Raw genomic sequence first — 23,342 nt, forward strand, 5'->3', positions numbered from 1 at the left:
GGGATGACCCGCAACCACGCCCTCGACAGCCTGCGCGGGCTGGCGGCGCTGGCCGTGGCGCTCGGCCATTGCGTCCTCGCCGTCACCGGCCAGGGCGCCTGGGCGCTGCGCCTCGCCGACTTCCCGGGCGCCGACCCGGCCGCCATCCTCGCCCGCCTCGCCTATGTGGCGTTCCCGAGCGATGCGGCGGTGCTGCTATTCTTCGCCCTCAGCGGCCATGTGCTCTGGGCCGCCTGCGCCCGCCACCCCGGCGGCCTGCTGGGCGGGCTGCCGGACTGGACGCTCGCCCGGCTCTACCGCCTGCTCCCCGTCGCCATGGCGAGCGCCCTGCCGCTCGGCCTGCTCGCCGGGGCGGAGGCCGGCCGGCTGGTCGGCAACATGCTGCTGCTGCGCACGGACCTCAACGGCCCCGCCTGGTCGCTGCAGGTGGAGATGGTGGCGAGCCTTGGCCTCTTCCTCGTCCATCGGCTGGCGGGCGGGCGGGGCAGGGGCCTCGCCCTCGCCTTCGCCCTCTCGGTGCTGCTGCTGCCGCTGCTGCGTGGGCCGCTGCCGATGGCGGTCTATTTCCCCGTCTTCCTCGGCGGGGCGCTGATCGCGGACCTGCCCGCCCGGCTCTGGCGCGGCGCGGTGCCCTGGCTCGGCCTCGCCGGCCTGCTGCTGGGCAGCCTGGGCCTCGGCCGCGGCGGGCTCGGCCGCGTCGTCGAGTCGCTGGGCGCGGTGCTGGTGGTCGGCGCCGTCGCCCATCGCCGCCCGGCCTGGCTGCTGCATCCGGTGCTGCTCTTCCTGGGCCGGATCAGCTACCCCTTCTACCTGTCGCACAGCCTCGGCCTGACGCTCGCGGCTCCGCTGGCGATCGGGTTTACCGCGCTCGGCGCCGCCGGGCAGGTGCTGGCCTTCGCCCTGCTCTCCCTCGCCGTCGCCATCCCCGTGGCCTGGCTGCTGCACGTCGCGGTGGAGGCGCCGCTGATGCGGGCCCGGCCGCGCCTGCCCGCCGCCCCGCCGGCCAAACATCTAGCTTCCTAGCTATCCGCGCCCGGTCTAGCCTTGCGCCATGCGGGACGGCTCAACGCTTGCCCATACCCAGTGGCGGCTCGGCATCAGCATCGCGCAGATCGCGCGGCGCTGGCGGGGGCGGCTCGACGCCCGCATCGCCGATTTCGGGCTGACCGAGGCACGCTGGCTCGCCCTCCTGACCCTCTCGCGCTGCGGGGACGGGCTGACCCAGAAGGACCTCGCCAACCGGCTGCTGATCGAGGGGCCGACCCTGGTCCGCACCCTCGACTGGCTGGAAGGCGAGGGGCTGGTCGAGCGCCGCAGCTCCGCCCAGGACCGCCGCGCCAAGACCCTGCACCTGACCGAGCGCGCCCTGCCGCTGATCCAGCGCATCGAGGCCGCGGCGACGCTGGTCCGCGCCGAGATCCTGGCCGGCATCCCGGAGGAGGACCTCGCCGCCTGCCTCGCCGTGCTGGAGCGGGTGGCGACCGGCCTCGCTACGCCCCCGGCCGGCGGCTGACGCGCACCGCCGCCTCGTTCCGCCGTAGCGGCGGCAGGGTCCAGGGCGGGTCGTAGAACCAATCGAAGGCCTCGCCCTCCGCCTGCCAGGGCCCGGCGGCGAGCGCCGCCAGCAGCCGCGCCCGCGCGGCGGCGGCCGCCTTGGCATTCGGCACCCCGGCATAGCGCAGCACGGCGACCCGCTCGCCCGGAACGCTGGCGATGGTGACGCGCCCGTCCTCCGGCACCGGCGCCGCCTCCGCGCTCGGGATCGAGGCGGGCAGGAAGAAGCGGATCACCCAGCCCCCCGCCGCCGGCGACTGCCCGACCGGCGCGGTCATGGCGATCCGCTCCGGCGCCTGGGCCACCGGCGCCGTCATGGCGATCCGCGCCTGGCCCCGGTTGCCGCCGAAGATGTAGCGGGCGAGCCGGCGGAACCCCTCCTGCCGCGCCGCCTCCTCGCTCCCGGCTGCAACCAGCGTCTCAGCCGCCACGCGAGGGGCATAGTCGCGGATCTCCACCTCGCCGAGCTGCCCCGCCACGGAGAAGCGCGGCTCTTCCGTCCCCGACCTCACGCCGAAGACCGAACAGGCCCCGAGCAGTAGGCCCGAGGCAGCCGACAGCACGCGTCCGAGCATGGCAGTGGACCCTCCATCACCCGTCCGATCTGGGGGCGGGCTGCGGAAGCGCCATGCCCCAGGCCACCCGTACCGCCGGCAGCTCCACGAGCTCGGCCCGGTCGAGCCAGCCCTCGACCGGCCCCGTCCAGGCCTCGGCCGCCGCGCCCAGGGCCGCCCCGCCCGGAAGCCGCCCCTCAAGGCTCAGCGTCACATGCGGCACCCAGGCGCCGAGGCGGTAATGCGGATGGCATCCGCAGTCGCCGAGCGCCCGATGCAGCGCCGCATGCCGGGCGAGCAGCGCCTCGGTCACCACCGGCACCGCCCAGACCACCGACGGCGTGCCAGGAAATACCGCCAGCCCGGCGAGCGCGAGCGGCATCGCATCCCATCCCGCCATGAGGGCCAGCGCCTCCTGCGGCACCGCCTGCGCGGCGAGCGCCAGGGTAATGTGCGGCGGATAGGGCGGGGGCCGCGCCGCCTCGCCCTCTGCCCGGAGCAGCGCCGCCCGCAAGCCCTCCACCCGCCGCGCCGCTGCCCCGTCGAGGCGCAAGGTCACCGCCCAGGCCATCGCCCTACTCCACCCGAAGTGCCGCCCCGGCCGCCAGCGGCGCCAGCGGCAGCGCCGCAGCGACCAGCGCCCCGAGCAGCAGCAGATAGGGCCGCGCCTCCAGCCCCGCGGCCGCCGCCTCGATCCCCGCCGCGCCGAAGATGGCGGCCGGGATGGCGAGCGGCAGCACCAGCAGCGGCAGCAGTACCCCGCCGCGCCGCGCGCCCAGCGTCAGCGCCGCCCCCGCCGTCCCCAGCAGCGACAGGAACCCCGTCGCCAGGCCGAGCGCCGCCATCGCCGCCGGCCAGGCCTCCGTCGCCAGGTTGAGCATGGCGCCGGCGATGGGCGTCGCCACCAGCAGCGGCAGCCCCGTCACCAGCCAATGCGCGACCGCCTTGGCCAGCGCGACCGCCGCCGCCCCCATCCCCGACAGCAGCAGCTGGTCGAGCGTCCCATCCTCCGCATCCGCGCCGAAGAGCCGGTCGAGCGGCAGCAGCGCCGCCAGCAGCCCCGCCGCCAGCAGGGCCCCGGGCGCCAGCCGCGCCAGCGCTTCCGGCGCCGGCCCGATGCCGAAGGGGAAGAGCGCGGCCACCAGGACGAAGAACAGCACCGCCGCCAGCGAATCCGCCGGATGCCGCAAGGCGAGCCGCAGCTCCCGCCCGAGCAGCGCCGCGAACCCCCTCACAGCCGCAGCTCCCGCGCGTCCGGCAGGGGCAAGGGCAGATGCGTCGCCGCCAGCACCATCCCGCCCTGCGCCCTGTGCCGCGCCAGCAGCCCCCCCAGCCGCTCCACGGAGGCCGCATCGAGCCCGACCGTCGGCTCGTCGAGCAGCCAGAGCGGCGCCGGGGCCAGGGCCAGCCGCGCCAGCGCCAGCCGCCGCTTCTGCCCGGAGGACAGCACTCGCGCCGGCAGCTCCGCGAGCGGTGCGAGCCCAAGCTGGTCGAGCGCCGCCCCCACCTCGCCGCCCCAGAGCCTGGCGAAGAAGCCGAGATTCTCCCGCGCCGTCAGCGCCGGCTTCAGCGCATCGGCATGCGAGAGGTAGCGCAGCCGCCCGGCATGCGCCGCGCGGTCGGCGAAGGCATCCACGCCCTGCCACAGCAGCCGCCCCTCCGCCGGCGCCAGCAGCCCGGCCAGCAGCCGCAGCAGGGTCGATTTCCCGGCGCCATTCTCGCCGGTCAACAGCACTGCCGCGCCCGGCTCCACCTTGAATGAAAGCCCTGCGAAGACGACTCTTTCACCACGCCGGCAGGCCAGGTTTTCCGCTTGCAGCATGGCCAGTTGCGAACCCTTCTCATCTGGCCTTGACAACCGCGGGGGCATGGACCAGCCCGCGGCAGCGTGGTTAAAACCGCCAGCCCCGCATCGCAGCATAGTCGATGCGGTTTGAGGAAAAAGGGCCCCCGCACCATGCGTATGATCGGGCAGGACAGCCTGAAGACCCGCCGCACCCTCGAGGTGGACGGCAAGACCTACAACTATTTCAGCCTGCCCGAGGCGGCCCGCTCGATCGGCGACATCGCGCGCCTGCCCTACAGCCTGAAGGTGCTGCTCGAGAACGTCCTCCGCTACGAGGACGGCCGCAGCTACACGGTCGAGGATGCGAAGTCGATCGCCGGCTGGCTTCCCGCTGGCCATTCCGACCGCGAAGTGCCCTTCCGCCCCTCCCGCATCCTGATGCAGGACTTCACCGGCGTCCCCGCCGTGGTCGATCTCGCTGCGATGCGCGACGGCATCATCGCCCTCGGCGGCGACCCGCGGAAGGTGAACCCGCTCGTCCCCGTCGACCTCGTCATCGACCACTCGGTCATGGTCGATGTCTCCGGCACGCCGCAGGCGCTCCAGAAGAACGTGGACATCGAGTTCCAGCGCAACGGCGAGCGCTACGAGTTCCTCCGCTGGGGCCAGGCCGCCTTCGACAATTTCCGCGTCGTCCCGCCCGGCACCGGCATCTGCCACCAGGTGAACCTCGAATACCTCGCCCAGGTCGCCTGGACCGCGCAGGACATCGGCGACACCTATGTCTATCCCGACAGCTGCTACGGCACGGACAGCCACACGACGATGGTCAACGGCCTCGGCGTGCTCGGCTGGGGCGTCGGCGGCATCGAGGCCGAGGCCGCGATGCTCGGCCAGCCGATCGCCATGCTCATCCCGGACGTCATCGGCTTCAAGCTGACCGGCAAGCTGCGCGAGGGCGTGACGGCCACCGACCTCGTGCTGACCGTCACGCAGATGCTGCGCAAGAAGGGCGTCGTCGGCAAGTTCGTCGAGTTCTTCGGCCCTGGCCTCGATGACCTGCCGCTCGCCGACCGCGCCACCATCGGCAACATGGCACCCGAATACGGCGCGACCTGCGGCTTCTTCCCGGTCGATGCCGTTACCATCGGCTATCTCCGCCTCTCCGGGCGCGAGGAGCACCGCATCAAGCTGGTCGAGGCCTATTGCCGCGCCCAGGGCATGTGGCGCGACAGCGGCTCGCCCGACCCGGTCTTCACCGACACGCTCGAGCTCGACATGGCGACCGTCGAGCCCTCCCTCGCCGGCCCGAAGCGCCCGCAGGACCGCGTGGCGCTGTCCAACGCCGCGACCAGCTTCGCAAAGGATCTCGCCGCCGGCACCATGGGCGTGCCCGGTGACAAGGCCACCAAGCGCGTCCCCGTCGAGGGCGCCAATTACGACCTCGGCCATGGCGACGTGGTCATCGCCGCGATCACCAGCTGCACCAACACATCGAACCCCTATGTGATGGTCGCCGCCGGCCTCGTCGCCCGCAAGGCGCGGGAGAAGGGGCTCTCGCCGAAGCCCTGGGTGAAGACCTCGCTCGCCCCGGGCAGCCAGGTGGTCACCGAGTATTTCGAGAAGTCCGGCCTGCAGTCGGATCTCGACGCCATCGGCTTCCAGACCGTCGGCTATGGCTGCACCACATGCATCGGCAACTCCGGCCCGCTGCCGGACCCGATCGTGGACGCTATCGAGAACAACAAGCTGGTCGCCGCCTCGGTGCTGTCGGGCAACCGCAACTTCGAGGGCCGCGTGCATGCCAACGTGCGCGCCAACTACCTGGCCTCACCGCCGCTGGTCGTCGCCTATGCGCTGGCTGGCACCATCACCAAGGACATCACCAAGGAGCCGATCGGCACCGGCTCGGACGGCCAGCCGGTCTACCTCAAGGACATCTGGCCGACGCAGAAGGAGGTGAACGACACCGTCCATGCCTGCGTGACGCGCGAGATGTTCCAGGGCCGCTACGGCGACGTGTTCAAGGGCCCGGCGCAGTGGCAGGCCATCCGCGTCGATGCGGACAGCGACACCTATCGCTGGAACAGCGGCTCCACCTACGTGCAGAACCCGCCCTATTTCGACGGCATGTCGGCCGACATCAAGCCGGTGACCTCGGTCCATGGCGCCCGCGTCCTGGCCGAGCTGGCGGACAGCATCACCACCGACCACATCTCGCCCGCTGGCAACATCCGGAAGTCGAGCCCGGCCGGCGAATACCTGCTGGAGCACCAGGTCCGGCAGGACGACTTCAACAGCTACGGCGCCCGCCGCGGCAACCATGAGGTCATGATGCGGGGCACCTTCGCCAATATCCGCATCAAGAACGAGATGGTCCCCGGCACGGAGGGCGGCGTCAGCAAGCACCACCCCTCGGGCAAAGTCGCGCCGATCTACGACGTGGCGATGAAGTACAAGGCCGAGGGCGTGCCGCTGGTCGTGTTCGGCGGCAAGGAATACGGCACCGGCTCGTCGCGCGACTGGGCGGCGAAGGGTACCTTCCTGCTCGGCGTGAAGGCCGTCATCGCCGAGAGCTTCGAGCGCATCCACCGCTCGAACCTGGTCGGCATGGGCGTCCTGCCGCTGGTCTTCATGAATGGCGAGGATCGCAAGAGCCTCAGCATCCAGGGCGACGAGGTGGTCGACATCCTTGGTCTCGAGCAGCTCTCGCCTCGCCAGACGCTGGACCTCGTCATCCGCCGCGCCGACGGCACCGAGACCCGCACCAAGGTCCTCAGCCGCATCGATACCGCTGACGAGGTCGAGTACTACAAGAACGGCGGCATCCTGCACTACGTGCTGCGCGGGATGGCGAAGGCGGCCTGACACTCCCCGCTTTTCGCGGGCCTTTGGAAGCTTCGGCAACCGTCCCACGGTGAAGCTGCGGGACGGCGCAGGGCACGGTAGGTTGAATGAGGGCGCGGTCCGCGGGGGGCGCGCCCTTTTCCTCGCCGGGATGCCGGCCTAGCCTCCCTCCGCACGGCCCATGGAGGCCCGAAGGAGGAAACCCGCATGACAGAGACCGCCGCCACGCGCCGCACCGCGCTGGCCGCCGGCGCCAGCCTGCTCGCCGCGCCAGCCTTTGTTCCTCGGGCGCTCGCCCAGACCGTCCCCTTTTCCGTCGGCACGGAGAAGCCCAAGCTCCAGGCGCCGCCCAACGCCACGGACTGCCACTTCCACATCTACAACGACAAGTACCCGCCCGCGCCCGGCGGCCTGCCCGCGCCCAACGCCTCGCCCGATGACTACCGCGCGCTTCAGCGCCGCATCGGCACGACGCGCGGCGTCGTCGTGCAGCCCTCGCTCTACGGCACCGACAACAGCCCGACGCTGCTGGGGATGGCCGCGCTCGGCCCCAATTTCCGCGGCGTCGCGGTGGTCAACGACAAGGTGGAGGATGCCGAGCTGCAGCGGCTGCACGCCGCCGGCATCCGCGGCATCCGCTTCAACCTGGCCCAGGCGGGTGCGACGACGCCCGGGATGATGGAGCCGCTCGCCCGCCGCATCAAACCGATGGGCTGGCACATCCAGATCAACGCGCCCGCGCCCGTCATCATGGCCCAGCGCGAGCTGTTTCAGCGCGTCGACGCCACCCTGGTCTTCGACCACTTGGCGCATGTGCCGCAGCCCACCGGCACGAGCGACCCGACCTTCGCCTTCGTCAAGTCGCTGCTGGAGAAGGGCAATGTCTGGATGAAGCTCTCCGGCGCATATATGGACACCAAGTCCGGCCCGCCCGCCTATGCCGATACCAGCGCCGTGGCCCGCGCCTTTGCCCAGATCGCGCCCGACAAGATGGTCTGGGGCAGCGATTGGCCCCACCCGACCGAGAAGCCCGACAACAAGCCCGACGACGCCGTCCTCTTCGACTTGCTCACCACCTGGGTCCCCGACGCCGCCGCCCGCCAGCGCATCCTCGTCGACAACCCCGCCCGCCTCTACGACTTCCCCCGCTCATGACGAAAAAAGGGAGCCTCACGGCTCCCTTTCGGTCTGCGCCTTCCGTGGCTTTGCCACGGAAGGATGCCAACGCGCTGCTCACCAAGCGCCCGTAAACCGGGGCCCCACGGCAACGCGCAGCGCTGTCGTGGGGATATCAGCGATCGTCCATCGCCGCGCCGATCTCGGCGCGCAGCTCGTCCTCGAGGCTCGGCTCCTCCTCGCGGACGATCTCCTCGCCGCGGGCCTGGCGCTCGGCCTCCTCCTGACTGCGTGCGACGTTGACGGTCACCGGGATATGCACCTCCGGGTGCAGCTCGACGCGCACCTTGGTGAGGCCCAGCGTCTTGATCGGCTGCTCCAGCAGTACCTGGCTGCGGGAGACGGTCAGCCCACCCTCCTTGCAGAGGTCGGCGATGTCGCGCGCCGAGACGCTGCCATAGAGGCCGCCGCTCTCACCCGCCTGGCGGATGATGGTGACGGTGAGGCCGTCCATCCGCTCGGCCACACGCTCGGCTTCCTCGCGGCGCTTGAGGTTCTGCGCCTCGAGCTGGGCACGCTGCTGCTCGAACTTCTCGAGATTCGCCTTGTTCGCGCGGATCGCCTTGCCGAGGGGGAGGAGGAAGTTGCGGGCATAGCCCGGCTTCACCTTCACCACCTCGCCCATCTGGCCGAGTTTCTCGACGCGCTGCATCAGGATGATGTCGATCATGGGTTGAACTCTCTCGTCAGCTGTTGCGCGGCGCCGGGCGCCGCCGGATTTGGTCGTAGAGGCCGAGGCCGACGAGGCCGGGGCCCATGATTTGCAGGAAGAGCAGCATCAACAGGTAGAAGCCCGCCAGCATCGCCGCCGCGCCCGGCCGGCCGCGCACCCGCGCATGCACCCCGGCGCAGCCCTGCAGGAAGAGCGGCACCAGCAGCAGCAGCAGGGCGGAGAGCGCGACCGCATCCCCGTCCTCGGGCGCCGCCAGGAAGAAGCCTGCGGCGATGGCCGGCAGCGGCAGGTACCAGCCCGGCAGCCGCACCGCGCTCCACGGGATGCGCGGCCCCTGCAGCCAGCCGCGCCGGGCGAGGAAGCGCTCCGCCCCCGCCGCATTGGCCAGCAGGGCGATGCAGGCCCAGAAGCCGATCGCCGCCGCCTTCACCCGCACCAGCTCGGCGACCAGCATCTCCTGCGCCGGCAGGCCGAGCCGGGCGAGGGCGATCTCCACCGCGCGCCGCATCGCCGGCTCCAGCCCGCCATCATCGACGAGGAAGAGCGCGGCGCAAAGCAGCACGGAAACCGGCCAGAGCCCGAGCAGCGCCAGCGGCAGCGACAGGCCGAACCCGCCGCCGCGCATCGCCGCCCCCAGCAGCAGCGGCACCGGCACGCCGAAGAGCAGCAGGAAGACCAGCATCGGCAGGCCGCCGCCGGCCAGCGCCACCAGCACCGCCGCCAGCACCGCCCCCGCCACCGCGCTGCCGAGCCCGAAGCCGAGCCCGGCCGCGAAGAGCGGGAACGGCGTCAGCCAGAACAGCACCGTGCCGCCCGGCAGGCCGCGGAAGGCCCAGAGCGCGCAGACGGTCGCGGCCAGGGCCGCGGCCGCCGCCGCCATCAGGCCCTCACTAGACCGGCCGAGTGGTGCTGATGCCGTCACCGCCGCCACGCCTCACTACCCCGGGTCCCGCCCGTCAGTCGTTGATGACGTAAGGCAGCAGGGCCAGGAAGCGGGCACGCTTGATGGCGTTCGCCAGCTCGCGCTGCTTCTTGGCGCTGACCGCGGTGATGCGGCTGGGGACGATCTTGCCACGCTCGGAGAGGAAGCGGCTCAGCAGGCGCACGTCCTTATAGTCGATCTTCGGCGCGTTCGGGCCGGAGAAGGGGCAGGACTTGCGGCGCCGGTAGAAGGGCCGGCGCGCGCCGACGGCCGGGCGGCGCGCCGCCGGCGTCATGTCGGAAGCGGGGATCTCGTCGGACATGGCTTACTCCTCGCCGCCCATGGAGGGATCGGTCATCTCGTCGCGCGGGCGGGCACGGAATTCCTCGCGCTCGTCGCCGCGCTCGCGCCGGCCGCTGCTGAAGCGCCCCGGCGGGCGGGGGCCGCGGAAGCCGCGGTCGCGCTCGCGTTCCTCGCCACGGCGGGAGAGGATGGCCGACGGCGCCTCGTCGATCGCCTCGACGCGGAGCGTCATGACGCGGAGCACGTCCTCGTTGAGGCCCAGCTGGCGCTCGGCCTCCTGCATCGCCGCCGGGACGGTGTCGATGCCGAGGAGCATGTAGTGCCCCTTGCGGTTCTTCTTGATGCGGTAGGCGAGGCCGCGCAGGCCCCAGTACTCGCGCTTCTTGACCTCGCCGCCCTGCTCGGCGACGACGGCGGCCACCTGCTCGGCAATCGCCTCGACCTGCTGCTGGGTGACGTCGTTGCGTGCGATGAACACGCTTTCATAGAGCGGCATGTGCACTCCCTCTGGCTGTCTCAGCCCGTGGCGACAGGCGGGATGCCGGGCGCGCAAATGGGCATAGCCGCGCGCGATGCCTCCGCGGCGGCAGGGAAGCGGGGCGTAAAGCACGCCGCCCCGCCGGAAGCAAGGGCCGATCTACCCCTTCTGCACCCCCCAGAAGGTCGGGAAGCCCTTGGCGACGCCGGTCACGCTGGTCCGGTAGGCCGTCGGCTGGATGTACTGCCCGAGCGGGATGCTGGGTACGTCCCGCATCGCCTGCACCTGCATCTCGCGGCAGGCCGCCTGCTGCCCGGCCAGGTCCGGCGCGGCGAACCAGGCATCCCGCAGCTGCTCCAGCCGCTCGCTCACGCACCAGCCCGGCCAGGCGCCGGTCTCCTTCCCGTTGCCGCGGATGGCGTAGTGGCTGGCCGGGTCCATGTGGTCCGCCCCCTCCCAGCTGGTGTTGAGGCAGCTCCACCCGCCCTGCGCCACCGGCCCGCGGTTGTTCCGGCGCTGCAGCATGGTGCCCCAGTCGGTGGCGATGTAGTCGACCTTGAGGCCGATTTTGCCCATCGCATCCGCCATCACCTCGCCGATCGCCTTGAGATGGGGGTAGTCGGTGGCGACCAGCAGGGCGACCGTCTCGCCGCCATAGCCCGCCTCGGCCAGCAGCCGCCGGCCCTTCCCGTAGTCCCGTGCCCCCGTCAGCGGCTCGAGCCCCGCCTCGCTCGCCATGGGCGTGCCGGGGCAGAAGATGCCGTGCGGCACGTGGTACATCGCCGCATCGTCGCCGACGACCGCCTGCATGAAGGCGGCCTGGTCGAAGGCATGCAGCAGCGCCTGCCGCGCCTCCGGCTTGTCGAAGGGCGGTTGCAGGTGGTTCGGCCGCATCATGCAGACGGTGCCGGTCGGGTTGTTCACCTCGATGCGGATGCGCCGGTCCCGCCGCAGCAGCGGCAGCAGGTCATGCGTCGGGTTCTCCCACCAGTCCTGCTCGCCGCGCTGGATCGCCGCCACCTTGGTCGCCGCATCGGGGATGGTGGTCCACTCCACCCGGTCCAGATGGACGAGCTTCGGCCCGGCATTCCAGTCGGCCCGCCGCCCCTCGCGCGGGAGGTATTTCTCGAACCTCGCATAGACGTTGCGCGAGCCCGCCACCCGTTCATCGGCGAGGAAGCGGAAGGGCCCGCTGCCGACCATCTCGGTGACCTGCTTGAACGGGTCGGTCTCGGCCAGCCGCTCCGGCATCATCGCCGGCATGGGCGAGCTGACCTTGCCCAGCGCCTCAGGCAGGAGCGGGAAGGGGCGGGAGAGGCGGAAGCGGATGGTCCGGTCGTCGGGCGCCAAGAGCTCCTCGGTCGCGGCCATCAGCGCGCCGCCCAGCGCATCCCGTTTCGCCCAGCGCCGGATGCTGGCGACGCAGTCCCGTGCCAGCACCCGCTCCCCGTCATGCCAGAGCAGCCCCGGCCGCAGGGTCAGCGTCCAAAGCCGGCCGTCATTCTCGACGACATGCCCCTCCACCATCTGCGGCGAGGCCTTGAAGCTGCTGTCCTGGCCGTAGAGCGTGTCGAAGACCAGGTGCCCGTGGCCACGGGTCACATAGGCCGTGGTCCAGTGCGGATCGAGGAAGGCGAGGTCGATCTGCGGGATGAATTTCAGCACCCGCTGCCCTTGGGCGGCGGCAAGGCGCGGCATGGCCAGGCCGGCAGCCCCGGCCAGCATGGTGCGACGGTTCAAGCGGATGTCCATGGCTCTCTGCCCCCGGCGGTGGCGTGCGGCCCGGCCTTGCTCCCCGGGCCGCAGGCTAGGCTACCGAGGCACAGGATGACAAACACCCCCCATCCGCATTATGCAGCGCAGCAAATTCCTCCAACCCGGAACGGTGAACCACTCTTGCGACGTCTCCCGCGTATTCTTCCCCTCCTGCTGCTCGCCGCCTGCGGTGCCGACTACTCGCCGGACACCTACGCCACGCGCGCCGTCCAGCAGGCGAACAAGGTGGAGCAGGGCATGGTCGTCGGCCGGCGCGAGGTGAGCGTCACCGCCGAGGGCAGCACCGGCGCCGCGACCGGCGCGGCGGCGGGCGGCGTGCTCGGTGCCCAGACGCCGGGGGGCGGGATCGGCTCGGCGCTCGGCGGCGTCGGCGGCGCGCTGATCGGCGGGCTGATCGGCACCACGGCGGAGCATGTGGCGGGCGACACCAAGGCCTTCGAATACGTAGTCCGCACCACCGGCAAGAACGAGCTGATCTCGGTGACGCAGCGCGACCAGACGCCGCTCGTCGTCGGCCAGCGGGTCCTGGTCATCGCCGGCACCCAGGCCCGCATCGTCCCCGACTACACGACCGAGCCGCCCGCGACCCCAGCCGTCGCCGCGGCGACGGCCGCCGCCGCGCAGCCCCAGCCCGCCTCCGCCGCGCCCGCCCCCGCCGGCGGGACCGCCGCCCTGCCGCCCGCGCCGTCGCCGCCGGTCGTCATCCCGCCGCCACCCGCCCCGCCCGCCGAGGCCGCTGCCGAGCCCCCGCCGCAGGCTCCGGCGCAGGGCGGCGCCTCCCAGGCGGTGCAGAACGCGCTGACCTCCCAGCTCCCGCCCGTGGCGCAGGGCGTCGCCCGCAGCGTCGCCGCCTCCCCTTGAGGCGCCGATTGACAGGGCTGTGACAGGCCGGTAGGCCCGCCCGCCAACCGCGCACGCTCTGAGGAACCGTCCATGGCAATGGCCTTCGTCTTCCCCGGCCAGGGCAGCCAGGCCCCCGGCATGGGCCGCGACCTCGCCGCCGCCTTTCCGGTCGCCCGCGAGGTCTTCCAGGAGGTCGACGAGGCGCTGAAGCAGCACCTCTCCCGCCTGATGTTCGAGGGCCCGCCGGAGGAGCTCACCCTCACCGTCAATGCCCAGCCCGCGCTGATGGCCCATTCCGTCGCCGTGCTGCGGGTGCTGGAAGGCGAGGGGGGCTTCGAGCTCCCGGCCAAGGTCGCCCTCGTCGCCGGCCATTCCCTCGGCGAGTACAGCGCGCTGACCGCCGCCCGCGCCTTCGACCTCCCGACCGCCGCCCGCCTGCTCCGCCTCCGCGGCGAGGCGATGCAGAAGGCGACGCCGCCCGGCACCGGCGCCATGGCCGCCCTCCTCGGCGCCGAGCTGCCCCAGGCCCAGGCTATCTGCGACGCCGCCAAGGCCGACCCGGAGACCGGCGAGGAGGAGGTGCTGCAGATCGCCAACGACAATGGCGGCGGCCAGGTGGTCATTTCCGGGGCCAAGGCGGCCGTCGAGCGCGCCATCGCCGCCGCGCCCGGGCTCGGCGTGAAGCGCGCCCTGCCGCTCCCCGTCTCCGCCCCCTTCCACTGCGCGCTGATGGCGCCCGCCGCCGATGCCATGGCCGCGGCCCTGGCCGAGGCGATGATCAAGGCCCCCCTCGTTCCGGTGATCGCCAATGTCACTGCCGCCAAGGCGACCGAACCGGCCGAGATCCGCCGCCTGCTGGTCGAGCAGGTGACGGCCACCGTCCGCTGGCGCGAATGCGTCGGCGGCATGGCGGCGATGGGCTGCGACCGCTTCGTCGAGCTCGGTGCCGGCCGCGTCCTCACCGGCCTGATGAAGCGCAACGCGCCGGACGCCACGGCCAGCGCCATCGGCACCCCCGCCGAGGTCGAGGCCTTCCTCAAGACCCTCTGAACCCCTGCCATCCCGATCACGTGGAACTCAATCGCGCAACCGGGGCGACCATGTTCAACCGCAGGTCTCTCACCCCTGCGAGGATCCCAACCCCGATGCCCGCCAACCCGGTGAACGAGGACTGGTACCGCAACAGCACCCTCCGCATGGAGGCAGAGGGCTATCAGTGGCGCAACGCCAACCACGGCCCGCGCAAGACCCTCGCCAGCGACCCGGACCCGGATGCGCTGGGCCGCTTCGCCTACCAGCGCAATGGCGGCCTCATCGCCAAGCGCCGCGTGCTGCTGGCCGAGGACAACATGCTCTACCGCTTCGCCGCCCGCCGCTACCTCGGCACCGGCGGCCAGGCGCTGCTGCCGCTGCTGAACTCGCCCTGGTGGATGGAGGAGGACCGCATGGTGCTCCTCCTCTCCCGCGCCCGCACCGCCGGCATCACCCTGGTCGAGGCCGCCCGCCGCCAGCTCGCCCTGCCGCCGGCCTGGACGGATTGCGACATCATCGTCCGCGTCCGGCCGAAGCCCGGCGTCCTGATCGCCGCCCATGCCGGGCCGGGCGTCACGGCGGAGGGCGGCGGCCAGCGCTTCGTCGTCGCCCAGGAGGCGCCGCACCTCTTCATCGACCAGCTCTACATCCCCGGCCTCGGCCGCCACTTCGCGCTGGGTGGCGCCGGCGAGGCCGATGCCGCCGCCTGGTTCGACCTCACGACCGCCGCCTCCTTCGACCCGGCCGCCCGCGGCCTCAACCCATGACGGGAGCTCCCCCATGTTCGACCTGACCGGCCGCACCGCCCTGGTCACCGGCGCGACGGGCGGCATCGGCGCCGCCACCGCCCGCGCCCTCCATGCCCGCGGGGCGAAGCTGGCGCTGACCGGCCGCCGCGCCGCGGAGCTCGAGGCGCTCGCCACCGAGCTGGGCGAGGGCGTGCTGGTCGCCCCCGCCGACCTTGCCGACCCGGCGGCGCCTGCCGCACTCGTCGAGCAGGTGGAGGGCAGGCTCGGCAGCCTCGACATCCTGGTGAACAATGCCGGCTTCACCCGCGACATGCTGGCGCTGCGGATGGGCGACGCCGACTGGGCCGCGGTGCTCGAGGTCGACCTCACCGCCCCCTTCCGCCTGGCCCGCGCCGCGCTCCGGGGGATGATGAAGCGCCGGCACGGCCGCATCGTCTCCATCGCCTCCATCGTCGGCGTCACCGGCAATGCCGGCCAGGCCAACTACGCCGCCGCCAAGGCCGGCCTCATCGGGATGAGCAAGTCGCTGGCGCAGGAGGTGGCGACGCGCGGCGTCACGGTGAACGTCGTGGCCCCCGGCTTCGTCAAGACGGCGATGACCGACGCCCTGCCCGAGGCCGCCCGCACCAAGCTGCTGGAGCGCATCCCCGCCGGCCGCATGGGCACGCCGGAGGACATCGGCGCCGCCGTCGTCTACCTCGCCAGCGCCGAGGCGGCCTGGGTCACCGGGCAGACGCTGCACGTGAACGGCGGCATGGCGATGATCTGAGCGGCAGCGGCCCGCTCGCCCGTCGCTTTTTGTTGCGTCGCCGCCCGCGCAACCCGAGACTGCCTCGCCCGCTTCAGCCGCAGCAGCCGAGGCAGCGATGGTGCGTCTCAATCCGCCCCGATTCCCCCGCGACTCCCTGGTCGGCCCCTGGCCGGACGGGCCCTGGTGGCTGCTCGGCGCCGCCGCCGTCGCCGCCCCCTTCGCCGTGCTCGCTCAGGGCGCCGACCTACATCTGGCGATCGCCACCGGCCTCGCCTGCCTCGTCTCGCCCTCGGCCGCCATCGAGGCGATGATGGGCGTGGCCCGCCTGGCACAGCTGGCCGCCCCGCCGCGCTGATGCTGCGCCGCGTCATCCCTTCGGGCCGGGCGGAAGCCACCAAAGGGACTTGCCAGCATCGCCAACACCGCCTACGCCCCCTCCGGGTTCCGCGTTGACCAACCGACCGCCCCCGTGCGGCACGCCGCGATTCCGGGCATGGGCTGGTCGACGCCAGGGGCATGGCTGTTGATTTGGAGACTGGCACGCGATGAGCGAGACCGCCGAGAAGGTTAAGAAGATCGTCGTCGAGCATCTCGGCGTGGATGAGGCCAAGGTGACCGAGGACGCCTCCTTCATCGACGACCTGGGCGCCGACAGCCTCGACACCGTCGAGCTGGTCATGGCCTTCGAGGAGGCCTTCGGCGTGGAGATCCCGGACGATGCGGCCGAGAAGATCACCACGGTGAAGGACGCGATCGCCTATATCGACGGCCAGAAGGGCTGAAGCCCCCAGGGCGCCAGATCGAGACCGGGAAGAGGGTGTAGCGTGTTCGCACAGACTGCCGCGCCGCGGCGCGTCGTCGTCACCGGCATGGGCATCGCCAGCCCGCTCGGCCTCGGTGTCGAGCGGGTCTGGAAGCGCCTCATCGAAGGGCAGAGCGGCATCGCCGCCATCCAGTCCTTCGACGTGAAGGACCTGCCGGCCAAGGTCGCCGGCCAGGTGCCGGTCGGGACCCGGGCCGAGGGCGGGCTCGACCTCGCCGAATGGATCCCGGTCAAGGACCAGAAGAAGATGGACCGCTTCATCCAGCTCGCCGTCGTGGCGGCGGTGGAAGCGGTCGAGGATTCCGGCTGGATGCCGGAGGATGAGGAGGGCCGCTGCGCCACCGGCGTGATGATCGGCTCCGGCATCGGCGGCCTCACCACCATCTACGAGAGCTCGCAGCTCATCGCCCAGGGCAAGGGCAAGCGCGTCTCGCCCTTCTTCATCCCGAGCGCGCTGATCAACCTCGCCTCCGGGCATGTCTCCATCCGCTACGGCTTCAAGGGGCCGAACCATGCGGTGGTGACGGCCTGCGCGACCGGCGTGCACGCCCTCGGCGACGCTGCCCGGCTGATCGCCTTCGGCGATGCCGACGTGATGGTCGCCGGCGGCGCCGAGGCCGCGGTCAGCGAGATCGGCATGGCCGGCTTCTGCGCCTCCCGCGCGCTGTCCACCGCCTATAACGACACCCCGGCCGAGGCCTCCCGCCCCTGGGACGAGGGCCGCGACGGCTTCGTCATGGGCGAGGGCGCCGGCGTCGTCGTGCTCGAGGAGTACGAGCACGCCAGGAAGCGCGGCGCGAAGATCTACGCCGAGGTCATCGGCTACGGCATGTCGGGCGACGCGCACCACATCACCGCCCCCTCCGACACCGGCGACGGCGCCTTCCGCTCCATGCGCGCGGCGCTGAAAAGCGCCGGCGTCGCCCCGGGCGAGGTGCAGTATGTCAATGCCCACGGCACCTCGACGCCGCTCGGCGACGACCTCGAGCTCGGCGCGGTGGAGCGGCTCTGGGGCGTGGATGCCCGCGGCCTGGCGATGTCCTCGACCAAGTCGGCCATCGGCCACCTGCTCGGCGCGGCCGGCGCGGTGGAGGGCATCTTCTCCATCCTCGCCATCCGCGACGGCATCGCCCCGCCGACGCTGAACCTCGAGAAGCCCTCGAAGGACAGCCCGATCGACCGGGTCGCCAAGGTGGCACAGGAGCGGAAGATCGAGGTGGCGCTGTCGAACAGCTTCGGCTTCGGCGGCACCAACGCCAGCATCGTCTTCCGCGCGGCGCCCTGAGGCGGGGCCTGCGCATCGCCGGGGCGGCCCTCGCCGCCCTGGCCCTTCTCATCGTGGCCGGCGCCGGCTGGGCCTGGCATCGCTACCAAGCCCCCGGGCCGCTGGTTGAGCAGGCCCAGCTCGTCATCCCGCGCGGCGGGATTGATGTGATCGCCGCCACCCTCGACCGCGCCGGGGTGATCGACGAGCCCCGCCTCTTCGCCCTCGCCACCCTGGCGACGCGGGGGGAGGGGCCCCTGCGCGCTGCCGAATTCGCCTTCCCGCCCGGCGCCTCGATGGCACAGGTGCTCGGCATCCTCCGCCATGCCCGGCCGGTGCAGCGCCGGCTGACCATCCCCGAGGGCCTTACCGCCCGCCAGATCGCCGCCATCCTGAACGGCACCGAGGGCCTCACCGGCGAACTGCCCTCCCTGGCCGAGGGCATGGTCCTGCCCGAGACATATGCCTACCAGCTGGGCGACAACCGCGCCGCGCTGCTCCGCCGCGCCGAGGCTGCCATGCTCCAGGCCCTGTCCGAGGCCTGGACCGGCCGCGCCGAGAACCTGCCGCTGGCGACGCCGCGCGAGGCGCTGATCCTCGCCAGCATCGTCGAGCGCGAGACATCGGTGCCGGAGGAGCGGCCGCGCATCGCCGCCGTCTTCCTCAACCGCCTTCGGGCGGGGATGCCGCTGCAATCCGACCCGACCGTCGCCTATGCCGCCGCCGACGGCGCCCCGCTCGACCGCCCGCTGAGCCGCGCCGACCTCGACCGCGACCACCCCTTCAACACCTACAAGGTGAAGGGCCTGCCGCCGGCGCCGATCGCCGCGCCGGGCGTCGCCGCGCTGCGGGCCGTGACCCGCCCGGCCGCGACCGAGGATCTCTATTTCGTCGCCAATGGCAGCGGCGGCCACGCCTTCGCCCGCACCCTCGAGGAGCACAACCGCAACGTCGCCCGCTGGCGCGAGATCGAGCGGCGCCGCGGCGCGGGCCTGTAGCGCCTGCCGGCCGGGAGCCTGCCGCCCCCAGGCTAGGCCTAAAGCAAACTCCGATCAGGCGGAATCATTTGATCGGAGGTATTTGCTCCATCGAACAACAAGCTAGAGCGGGTTCCGTGAGCCTATGCGAACGGAAGCCGCTCTAGTCGATCACATCGCCCACCGCATGGATCGGCGCCCCGAGCGGCTTGCCCACCACCGGCACGACGGAGAGCACATCCCCCGTCACCCGGAAGGGCAGCGCCACCAACCCGCAGCCGGACAGCGACAGCGCCGCCAGCATCAGCATCACCACGCGCATCGGCCTCATCCTTATCCGTTCGCCGCCCGAACGCATCACCCCGGGGGCCGTTCAGCCCGGCAGGATCAACCCATCCTCCATACGGATCACCCGGTCGCACCGCCCGGCCAGCACCGGGTCGTGGGTGATCAGCAGCAGCGTCGTCCCGAGCCGTGCCCGGAGGCCGAAGAGCAGGTCCATCACCTGCGCGCCCGTCCCGCGGTCGAGATTGCCCGTCGGCTCATCGGCCAGCAGCAGCGCCGGCTCGGCGACCGTCGCCCGGGCCAGCGCCACCCGCTGCTGCTCGCCGCCCGAAAGCTCGCCCGGGTAATGCCCGAGCCGATGCCCGAGCCCGACATTCCGCAAGGCCTCCGTCGCGCGGGCGAAGGCATCCCGCCGCCCGGCGAATTCCAGCGGCACCGCGACATTCTCGAGCGCCGTCATGGTCGGGATCAGATGGAAGGCCTGGAACACGATGCCGATGGTCTCCCGCCGGAAGCGCGCCAGCGCATCCTCGTCCATCCGCCCCGGCTCCCGCCCCGCCACCACCAGGCTGCCGGAGGTTGGCCGCTCCAGCCCCGCCAGCAGCATCAGCAGCGAGGTCTTGCCCGAGCCGGACGGCCCAACCAGCCCCACCGCTTCCCCCTTCCCGATGCCGAGATCGACCCCGCGGAGGATGTTGACCGCACCGGCCGCCCCCGCCACCTTGAAGGTCAGGTCCTTGGCGGTGATGAGCGAGTCGTCCGCTGTGTTGCCGATCGAGGGGCGGGAGTGGCTTGCGATGGTGTCCATGGTGCCATGCGGGTTCCGGGATACCAGCCGATATGGGCGCAGAAGCGCGATCGGCCTAGCTCTATCGGGTATCGGAGTATTGCGGGCTCGCGCTGCGGAGCCCGTCCGCCTGCTCGCCCTGGGCGACAGCCTGACCGCGGGCTACGGACTGCCCCCCGGCGAGGGCTTCGTCCCCCGCCTCCAGGCGGCCCTCAAGGCCCGCGGCCGGCCGGTGCGCGTGCTCGACGGCGGCGTCTCCGGCGACACCACGGCCGGCGGCCTCGCCCGGCTCGACTGGGCCCTCGCCGACAACCCGCAGGCCGCGATCGTCGAGCTCGGCGGCAATGACGGCCTCCGCGGCCTGCCCCCCGCCGAGACCCGCCGCAACCTCGAGGCCATCCTCCAGCGCCTCGCCGCGCGCCGGATCCCGGTGCTGCTCTCCGGCATGCTCGCCCCGCCCAATCTCGGCGCCGACTATGGCCGCGAGTTCCGGGCCGTCTTCCATGACCTCGCCCGCGCCCATCCCGGGGTGATCCTCGACCCCTTCTTCCTCGAGGGCATCGCCGGCGAAGCGGCCCTGAACCAGGCGGATGGCATCCATCCCAACGCCCGCGGCGTAGAGCGTCTGGTCGCCCGCATCCTCCCCGCGGTGGAGGCCCTGCTGGACCGTGTTCCTGGCTGAGGAGTGTCCCCGATGATCCGCCTCTTCGTCGCCCTGGCCCTGCCGCCCGCCATCAAGGACCAGCTCGCTGACCTCGCGGGGGGCATCCCCGGCGCCCGCTGGGTGCCGCCGGAGAACTACCACCTCACCCTCCGCTTCATCGGCGAGGTCGAGTCCTGGCAGGCGCAGGAGGTGGACGACGCGCTCGCCAACATCCGCGCCCGCCCCTTCGAGCTGTCGCTCCGCGGCCTCGGCACCTTCGAGAAGGCTGGCCGCATCAGCGCCCTCTGGGTCGGGGTCGAGAAGACGGAGGCGCTGGCCTTCCTCCAGGCCAAGGTCGAGACCGCGCTGCAGCGCGTCGGCCTGGAGCCGGAGCGCAAGCGCTTCGCCCCGCATGTGACGCTGGCCCGCACCGACCGCGCCGCGCCGGACAAGCTGATCCAGTTCGTCCAGGCGCATAACCTCTTCCGCGCCCCGCCCGTGCCGGTCGAGAGTTTCACCCTCTATTCCAGCCTGCTCGGCAAGGAGCAGGCCTTCTACGTGCCGGAGGTGGAATACGCCCTGGCCGCCTGAGCCGGGGAGGGGGGCGCAACCGGATCGACTTCCCGGGCGGCCCCCGCTAGGGTCCGCCCGGTGACACGCCGGCTGCCCCTGCTGCTGATCGCCGCCCTGCTGCTGCAGGCGATCCTCGCTCCGGCGCATGGGCTGGCCATGGCCGGCCGCAGCCTGCCGCCGGCCCTCTGCACCGCCGGCGGCGCGAAGCCTGCGGATGGCGGCCCGGCCAGCCTGCCGCAGTCCGGCGCCTGCCTCGCCTGCCACGCCCTTCCGGCCGGCGCCGCGCTCGATCCGCCCGTCCTGCCGGCTCCGGCCTGGACCCTCATCGGCGACTGCGCCGCCATCCCCGCTCCAGCCCCGCGCGTGCAGGCCCGGCCCGGCCCGCCCGGCGGCGCCCGCGCCCCGCCCCACCCATCCTGACGCCCCGCCCCCTTACCGGACTCAGGAGAACCCCATGCCCACCCTCCGCCGCAGCCTGCTGGCCCTGGCCTGCCTCGCTCCGCTTCAAGCCCTCGCCCAGGACGTCGCCATCGGCGACATCCAAGTGACCCAGCCCTGGTCCCGCGCCGCCGGGGCCAACGGCACCGGCGCCGGCTTCCTCACCATCCGCAACACCGGCACCCAGCCCGACCGGCTAATCTCCGTCGCCTCGCCCGTCGCCCGCACCGTCGAGCTGCACACCCATATCCGCGACGGGGAGGTGATGCGCATGCGCCAAGCGGAAGGCGGCATCCCGATCCCGCCCGGCGCCACCGTCACCCTGGAGCCCGGCGGCTTCCACGTGATGCTGATCGGGCTGAAGGAGCCGCTGGCCCAGGGCAGCGAGGTGCCGCTGACCCTCCGCTTCGAGCGGGCCGGCGAAGCACGGGTGATGCTGCATGTCGGCAGCGCCGGCGCCCGCAGCCCGATGCGGCACTAAGCGCGCCGCCACCTCCCTGACCGCTGCTGTCGCCGCCTCGGCGACCGCCGCCACAGGGCGAGCGCCGATCGGGTCGAGCGACCTGATCGGCGGCATCGGCCCGCCCGACCAACCAGGGCAGGACCCGCAGGCCGGCGCGGGCGGACAGCGCCCGGAGCGGATCGCCGCGGGACGGCACCATCCGGAGGCGTGACGCTGCCCGGAGAACAACGGCCTGGAGCATGTCCGGCGAACCCGTGCGGACCGGATGGGCCATAGAGCGGTCTCCGCTCCCATCTATTGTCTGGCCGAGCGAATACCTCCGATCGGGTGTCTCCACCTGGTCGGAGTTTGCTCTAGCCCTCGCCCTCCAGCCGCGCGATATCCGCATCCGACAGGCCGAAATGATGCCCGATCTCATGGATCAGCACGTTTCGCACCAGGCCGAAGAGATCCTCGCCCGTCTCGATCCATTCCAGCAGGATCGGCTCCCGGTAGAGCAGGATCGTGTCCGGCTCCTGCGGCGTGTCGAGCACGCTCTTCTGCGTCAGCGGCACGCCGCGATAGAGGCCGGTGAGCTCCCAGGGCTCCTCGATCCCCATCTCCTCCAGCGTCTCGTCGTCCGGCATGTCCTCGACGATGATCGCCGTGCCGCGCACCTGCTCGCGCAACACGGCGGGCATGGCGGTGAGGGCCTGCTCGGCCAGTTCCAGGATATCCTCGAGGCTCGGCGGGGTGCTATGGCGCATCCCCCTAGCGGAAGCCCGCGGCGCCCCCAGGTCAAGCCGCACGGAGAGGACTGAGATGGTCGAGCCCCTCGATGCCGCCGCCCGCGCCGCCCTCGCCGCCGAGTTGCCCGCCTGGCAGCCGGTGGAGGGCCGTGACGCCATCCGCCGCGAATTCCGCTTCCGCGACTTCTCCGAGGCCTGGGGCTTCATGACCCGCGTCGCCCTGCTGGCCGAGGCGCAGGACCACCACCCGGAATGGTCCAATGTCTGGAACCGGGTCGAGATCCTGCTGACCACGCATGACGCCGGCGGCCTCTCCGCCCGCGACCTCCGCCTTGCCCGCGCGATCGACGCCCTGCGCGGCTAGGGCGGGTTCCCTTTGCCCTGGCCATGGAAGCCGCCCCGGACTGGCGTCCCGATGGGCAGACCGCGCCCGCAGGGTGGCTCCGCCTGACCGGAGCCTGCGCTAATCCGCCGCCTCGGCCGTCCGCTGCCGCGCCGCCTGCAGCAGGTCGGCGAGCGTCGTGCGGCCGAGATCGACCAGCATCGCCTCCTCCGCCTGGTCGAACCGGCGGCGCAGCAGGGGCGGGATGCTCTGGCCCAGCGGGCAGGCCTGCGGGCTCGCCCGGTGGACGCGGAGCATGACCTCCGGCGCCGGGTGGATCGCCTGCCAGACATCCCTGAGGCTGATCGCCTCCGCCGGCCGGGTGAGCGTCGCCCCGCCCGGCCCGCGCTGCACTGTGATCAGCCCCGCCCGCGAGAGCTGCCCGGCGATGCGCCGCACCACCACGGGGTTGGTGCCGATGCTGGCCGCCAGGCGCAGGCTGGTCGCCCCGCCCGGCGGGTCATTGGCGACGATGACGAGGATATGGAGGCCCACGGAGAAGCGAGTCGCTATCATGAGTGATCATTTGTCAGGG

Annotated in this window: 30 protein-coding genes; 17 read left to right on the plus strand and 13 right to left on the minus strand. The window is 72.4% G+C overall.

Annotated features, from left to right (window positions below; all coding sequences use genetic code 11):
- Positions 1–3: 3 nt before the first annotated feature.
- The gene (locus AC5JJ1_RS16745; RefSeq protein ID WP_495786240.1) at positions 4–1,023 is read left to right on the plus strand and encodes an acyltransferase family protein; all 1,020 of its coding nucleotides are present in this window, start codon (positions 4–6) and stop codon (positions 1,021–1,023) included.
- 28 nt (positions 1,024–1,051) lie between these two features.
- Positions 1,052–1,513, plus strand: a complete 462-nt coding sequence (locus tag AC5JJ1_RS16750; RefSeq protein WP_495786241.1) for a MarR family transcriptional regulator — start codon at positions 1,052–1,054, stop codon at positions 1,511–1,513.
- On the opposite strand, the gene AC5JJ1_RS16755 is transcribed toward AC5JJ1_RS16750, so the two are convergent.
- Genes AC5JJ1_RS16755 through ccmA form a run of 4 tightly spaced genes read right to left on the minus strand, consistent with a single transcriptional unit; the run spans position 1,491 to position 3,930 of the window.
- Entirely contained in the window at positions 1,491–2,129 is a 639-nt protein-coding gene (locus tag AC5JJ1_RS16755) for an SOUL family heme-binding protein (RefSeq protein ID WP_495786242.1), read from the minus strand. The genes AC5JJ1_RS16750 and AC5JJ1_RS16755 overlap by 23 nt on opposite strands.
- A 16-nt stretch (positions 2,130–2,145) precedes the next feature.
- The gene (locus tag AC5JJ1_RS16760; protein ID WP_495786243.1) at positions 2,146–2,679 is read right to left on the minus strand and encodes a 2'-5' RNA ligase family protein; all 534 of its coding nucleotides are present in this window, start codon (positions 2,677–2,679) and stop codon (positions 2,146–2,148) included.
- A 4-nt stretch (positions 2,680–2,683) separates the two neighbouring features.
- Complete coding sequence (gene ccmB, locus AC5JJ1_RS16765; RefSeq protein ID WP_495786244.1) at positions 2,684–3,343, minus strand: heme exporter protein CcmB; 660 nt, start codon at positions 3,341–3,343, stop codon at positions 2,684–2,686.
- Entirely contained in the window at positions 3,340–3,930 is a 591-nt protein-coding gene (ccmA, locus tag AC5JJ1_RS16770; RefSeq protein WP_495786245.1) for a heme ABC exporter ATP-binding protein CcmA, read from the minus strand. Before ccmA ends, ccmB begins: the two co-directional genes overlap by 4 nt.
- Before the next feature lie 135 nt (positions 3,931–4,065).
- Here ccmA and acnA point away from each other — a divergent pair, with 135 nt between their 5' ends.
- Together acnA and AC5JJ1_RS16780 are read left to right on the plus strand one after the other, a co-directional pair.
- Positions 4,066–6,762 (plus strand): aconitate hydratase AcnA, encoded by a 2,697-nt coding sequence (gene acnA, locus AC5JJ1_RS16775; protein ID WP_495786246.1) that lies wholly within the window; start codon positions 4,066–4,068, stop codon positions 6,760–6,762.
- Positions 6,763–6,948: 186 nt separating this feature from the next.
- Positions 6,949–7,896, plus strand: a complete 948-nt coding sequence (locus AC5JJ1_RS16780; RefSeq protein WP_495786247.1) for an amidohydrolase family protein — start codon at positions 6,949–6,951, stop codon at positions 7,894–7,896.
- Between the two features lie 136 nt (positions 7,897–8,032).
- On the opposite strand, the gene rplI is transcribed toward AC5JJ1_RS16780, so the two are convergent.
- From rplI to AC5JJ1_RS16805, 5 genes are all read right to left on the minus strand, one after another.
- Positions 8,033–8,587, minus strand: coding sequence for a 50S ribosomal protein L9 (gene rplI / locus AC5JJ1_RS16785; RefSeq protein WP_495786248.1), 555 nt, complete (start codon positions 8,585–8,587; stop codon positions 8,033–8,035).
- A gap of 16 nt (positions 8,588–8,603) precedes the next feature.
- On the minus strand, positions 8,604–9,470 hold the full coding sequence (locus tag AC5JJ1_RS16790) for a hypothetical protein (RefSeq protein ID WP_495786249.1): 867 nt from the start codon (positions 9,468–9,470) through the stop codon (positions 8,604–8,606).
- Positions 9,471–9,546: 76 nt separating this feature from the next.
- Positions 9,547–9,834: a 30S ribosomal protein S18 gene (gene rpsR, locus AC5JJ1_RS16795; RefSeq protein WP_043362479.1), complete on the minus strand. Its 288-nt coding sequence runs from the start codon at positions 9,832–9,834 to the stop codon at positions 9,547–9,549.
- Positions 9,835–9,837: 3 nt separating this feature from the next.
- Positions 9,838–10,311 carry a 30S ribosomal protein S6 gene (rpsF, locus tag AC5JJ1_RS16800; RefSeq protein ID WP_495786250.1) on the minus strand — a complete coding sequence of 158 codons (474 nt, stop codon included), beginning with the start codon at positions 10,309–10,311 and terminating at the stop codon, positions 9,838–9,840.
- Positions 10,312–10,452: 141 nt separating this feature from the next.
- A complete protein-coding gene (locus AC5JJ1_RS16805) occupies positions 10,453–12,033 on the minus strand; it encodes an ABC transporter substrate-binding protein (RefSeq protein WP_495786314.1) in 1,581 nt (526 codons plus the stop codon).
- A 156-nt stretch (positions 12,034–12,189) separates the two neighbouring features.
- Between AC5JJ1_RS16805 and AC5JJ1_RS16810 the strand changes: the two genes are divergently transcribed.
- The 8 genes from AC5JJ1_RS16810 to mltG all read left to right on the plus strand — a co-directional run bounded on the left by AC5JJ1_RS16810 (position 12,190) and on the right by mltG (position 18,529).
- The gene (locus tag AC5JJ1_RS16810; RefSeq protein ID WP_495786251.1) at positions 12,190–12,930 is read left to right on the plus strand and encodes a hypothetical protein; all 741 of its coding nucleotides are present in this window, start codon (positions 12,190–12,192) and stop codon (positions 12,928–12,930) included.
- A 72-nt stretch (positions 12,931–13,002) separates the two neighbouring features.
- Complete coding sequence (gene fabD / locus AC5JJ1_RS16815; protein WP_495786252.1) at positions 13,003–13,962, plus strand: ACP S-malonyltransferase; 960 nt, start codon at positions 13,003–13,005, stop codon at positions 13,960–13,962.
- A gap of 95 nt (positions 13,963–14,057) precedes the next feature.
- The gene (locus tag AC5JJ1_RS16820) at positions 14,058–14,711 is read left to right on the plus strand and encodes a hypothetical protein (RefSeq protein WP_495786253.1); all 654 of its coding nucleotides are present in this window, start codon (positions 14,058–14,060) and stop codon (positions 14,709–14,711) included.
- A gap of 13 nt (positions 14,712–14,724) precedes the next feature.
- Positions 14,725–15,462, plus strand: coding sequence for a 3-oxoacyl-[acyl-carrier-protein] reductase (gene fabG / locus AC5JJ1_RS16825; protein ID WP_495786254.1), 738 nt, complete (start codon positions 14,725–14,727; stop codon positions 15,460–15,462).
- A 97-nt stretch (positions 15,463–15,559) separates the two neighbouring features.
- On the plus strand, positions 15,560–15,799 hold the full coding sequence (locus tag AC5JJ1_RS16830) for a hypothetical protein (RefSeq protein ID WP_495786255.1): 240 nt from the start codon (positions 15,560–15,562) through the stop codon (positions 15,797–15,799).
- Positions 15,800–15,989: 190 nt separating this feature from the next.
- On the plus strand, positions 15,990–16,226 hold the full coding sequence (locus tag AC5JJ1_RS16835; protein ID WP_043338033.1) for an acyl carrier protein: 237 nt from the start codon (positions 15,990–15,992) through the stop codon (positions 16,224–16,226).
- Between the two features lie 42 nt (positions 16,227–16,268).
- Positions 16,269–17,552 (plus strand): beta-ketoacyl-ACP synthase II, encoded by a 1,284-nt coding sequence (gene fabF, locus AC5JJ1_RS16840; protein ID WP_495786256.1) that lies wholly within the window; start codon positions 16,269–16,271, stop codon positions 17,550–17,552.
- Positions 17,553–17,605: 53 nt separating this feature from the next.
- Positions 17,606–18,529, plus strand: coding sequence for an endolytic transglycosylase MltG (gene mltG, locus AC5JJ1_RS16845; protein ID WP_495786257.1), 924 nt, complete (start codon positions 17,606–17,608; stop codon positions 18,527–18,529).
- Positions 18,530–18,671: 142 nt separating this feature from the next.
- Here the strand turns inward: mltG and AC5JJ1_RS16850 are convergent, their stop codons facing one another.
- Positions 18,672–18,839: a DUF6726 family protein gene (locus AC5JJ1_RS16850; protein ID WP_495786258.1), complete on the minus strand. Its 168-nt coding sequence runs from the start codon at positions 18,837–18,839 to the stop codon at positions 18,672–18,674.
- A 42-nt stretch (positions 18,840–18,881) separates the two neighbouring features.
- Positions 18,882–19,601, minus strand: a complete 720-nt coding sequence (locus AC5JJ1_RS16855) for an ABC transporter ATP-binding protein (protein WP_495786259.1) — start codon at positions 19,599–19,601, stop codon at positions 18,882–18,884.
- 79 nt (positions 19,602–19,680) lie between these two features.
- Between AC5JJ1_RS16855 and AC5JJ1_RS16860 the strand changes: the two genes are divergently transcribed.
- Genes AC5JJ1_RS16860 through AC5JJ1_RS16875 form a run of 4 tightly spaced genes read left to right on the plus strand, consistent with a single transcriptional unit; the run spans position 19,681 to position 21,715 of the window.
- Positions 19,681–20,262, plus strand: coding sequence for an arylesterase (locus tag AC5JJ1_RS16860; RefSeq protein WP_495786260.1), 582 nt, complete (start codon positions 19,681–19,683; stop codon positions 20,260–20,262).
- A gap of 12 nt (positions 20,263–20,274) precedes the next feature.
- On the plus strand, positions 20,275–20,814 hold the full coding sequence (thpR, locus tag AC5JJ1_RS16865) for an RNA 2',3'-cyclic phosphodiesterase (protein WP_495786261.1): 540 nt from the start codon (positions 20,275–20,277) through the stop codon (positions 20,812–20,814).
- Positions 20,815–20,874: 60 nt separating this feature from the next.
- A complete protein-coding gene (locus tag AC5JJ1_RS16870; RefSeq protein ID WP_495786262.1) occupies positions 20,875–21,216 on the plus strand; it encodes a hypothetical protein in 342 nt (113 codons plus the stop codon).
- A gap of 34 nt (positions 21,217–21,250) precedes the next feature.
- Positions 21,251–21,715 (plus strand): copper chaperone PCu(A)C, encoded by a 465-nt coding sequence (locus tag AC5JJ1_RS16875; RefSeq protein WP_495786263.1) that lies wholly within the window; start codon positions 21,251–21,253, stop codon positions 21,713–21,715.
- A 335-nt stretch (positions 21,716–22,050) separates the two neighbouring features.
- Here the strand turns inward: AC5JJ1_RS16875 and AC5JJ1_RS16880 are convergent, their stop codons facing one another.
- Positions 22,051–22,443: a metallopeptidase family protein gene (locus AC5JJ1_RS16880; RefSeq protein ID WP_495786264.1), complete on the minus strand. Its 393-nt coding sequence runs from the start codon at positions 22,441–22,443 to the stop codon at positions 22,051–22,053.
- Between the two features lie 55 nt (positions 22,444–22,498).
- Between AC5JJ1_RS16880 and AC5JJ1_RS16885 the strand changes: the two genes are divergently transcribed.
- Entirely contained in the window at positions 22,499–22,789 is a 291-nt protein-coding gene (locus AC5JJ1_RS16885; RefSeq protein WP_495786265.1) for a 4a-hydroxytetrahydrobiopterin dehydratase, read from the plus strand.
- A 99-nt stretch (positions 22,790–22,888) separates the two neighbouring features.
- On the opposite strand, the gene AC5JJ1_RS16890 is transcribed toward AC5JJ1_RS16885, so the two are convergent.
- Entirely contained in the window at positions 22,889–23,323 is a 435-nt protein-coding gene (locus AC5JJ1_RS16890) for an Rrf2 family transcriptional regulator (RefSeq protein ID WP_495786266.1), read from the minus strand.
- Between the last annotated feature and the right edge of the window lie 19 nt (positions 23,324–23,342).

It is taken from the genome of Belnapia sp. (genome assembly GCF_059504005.1).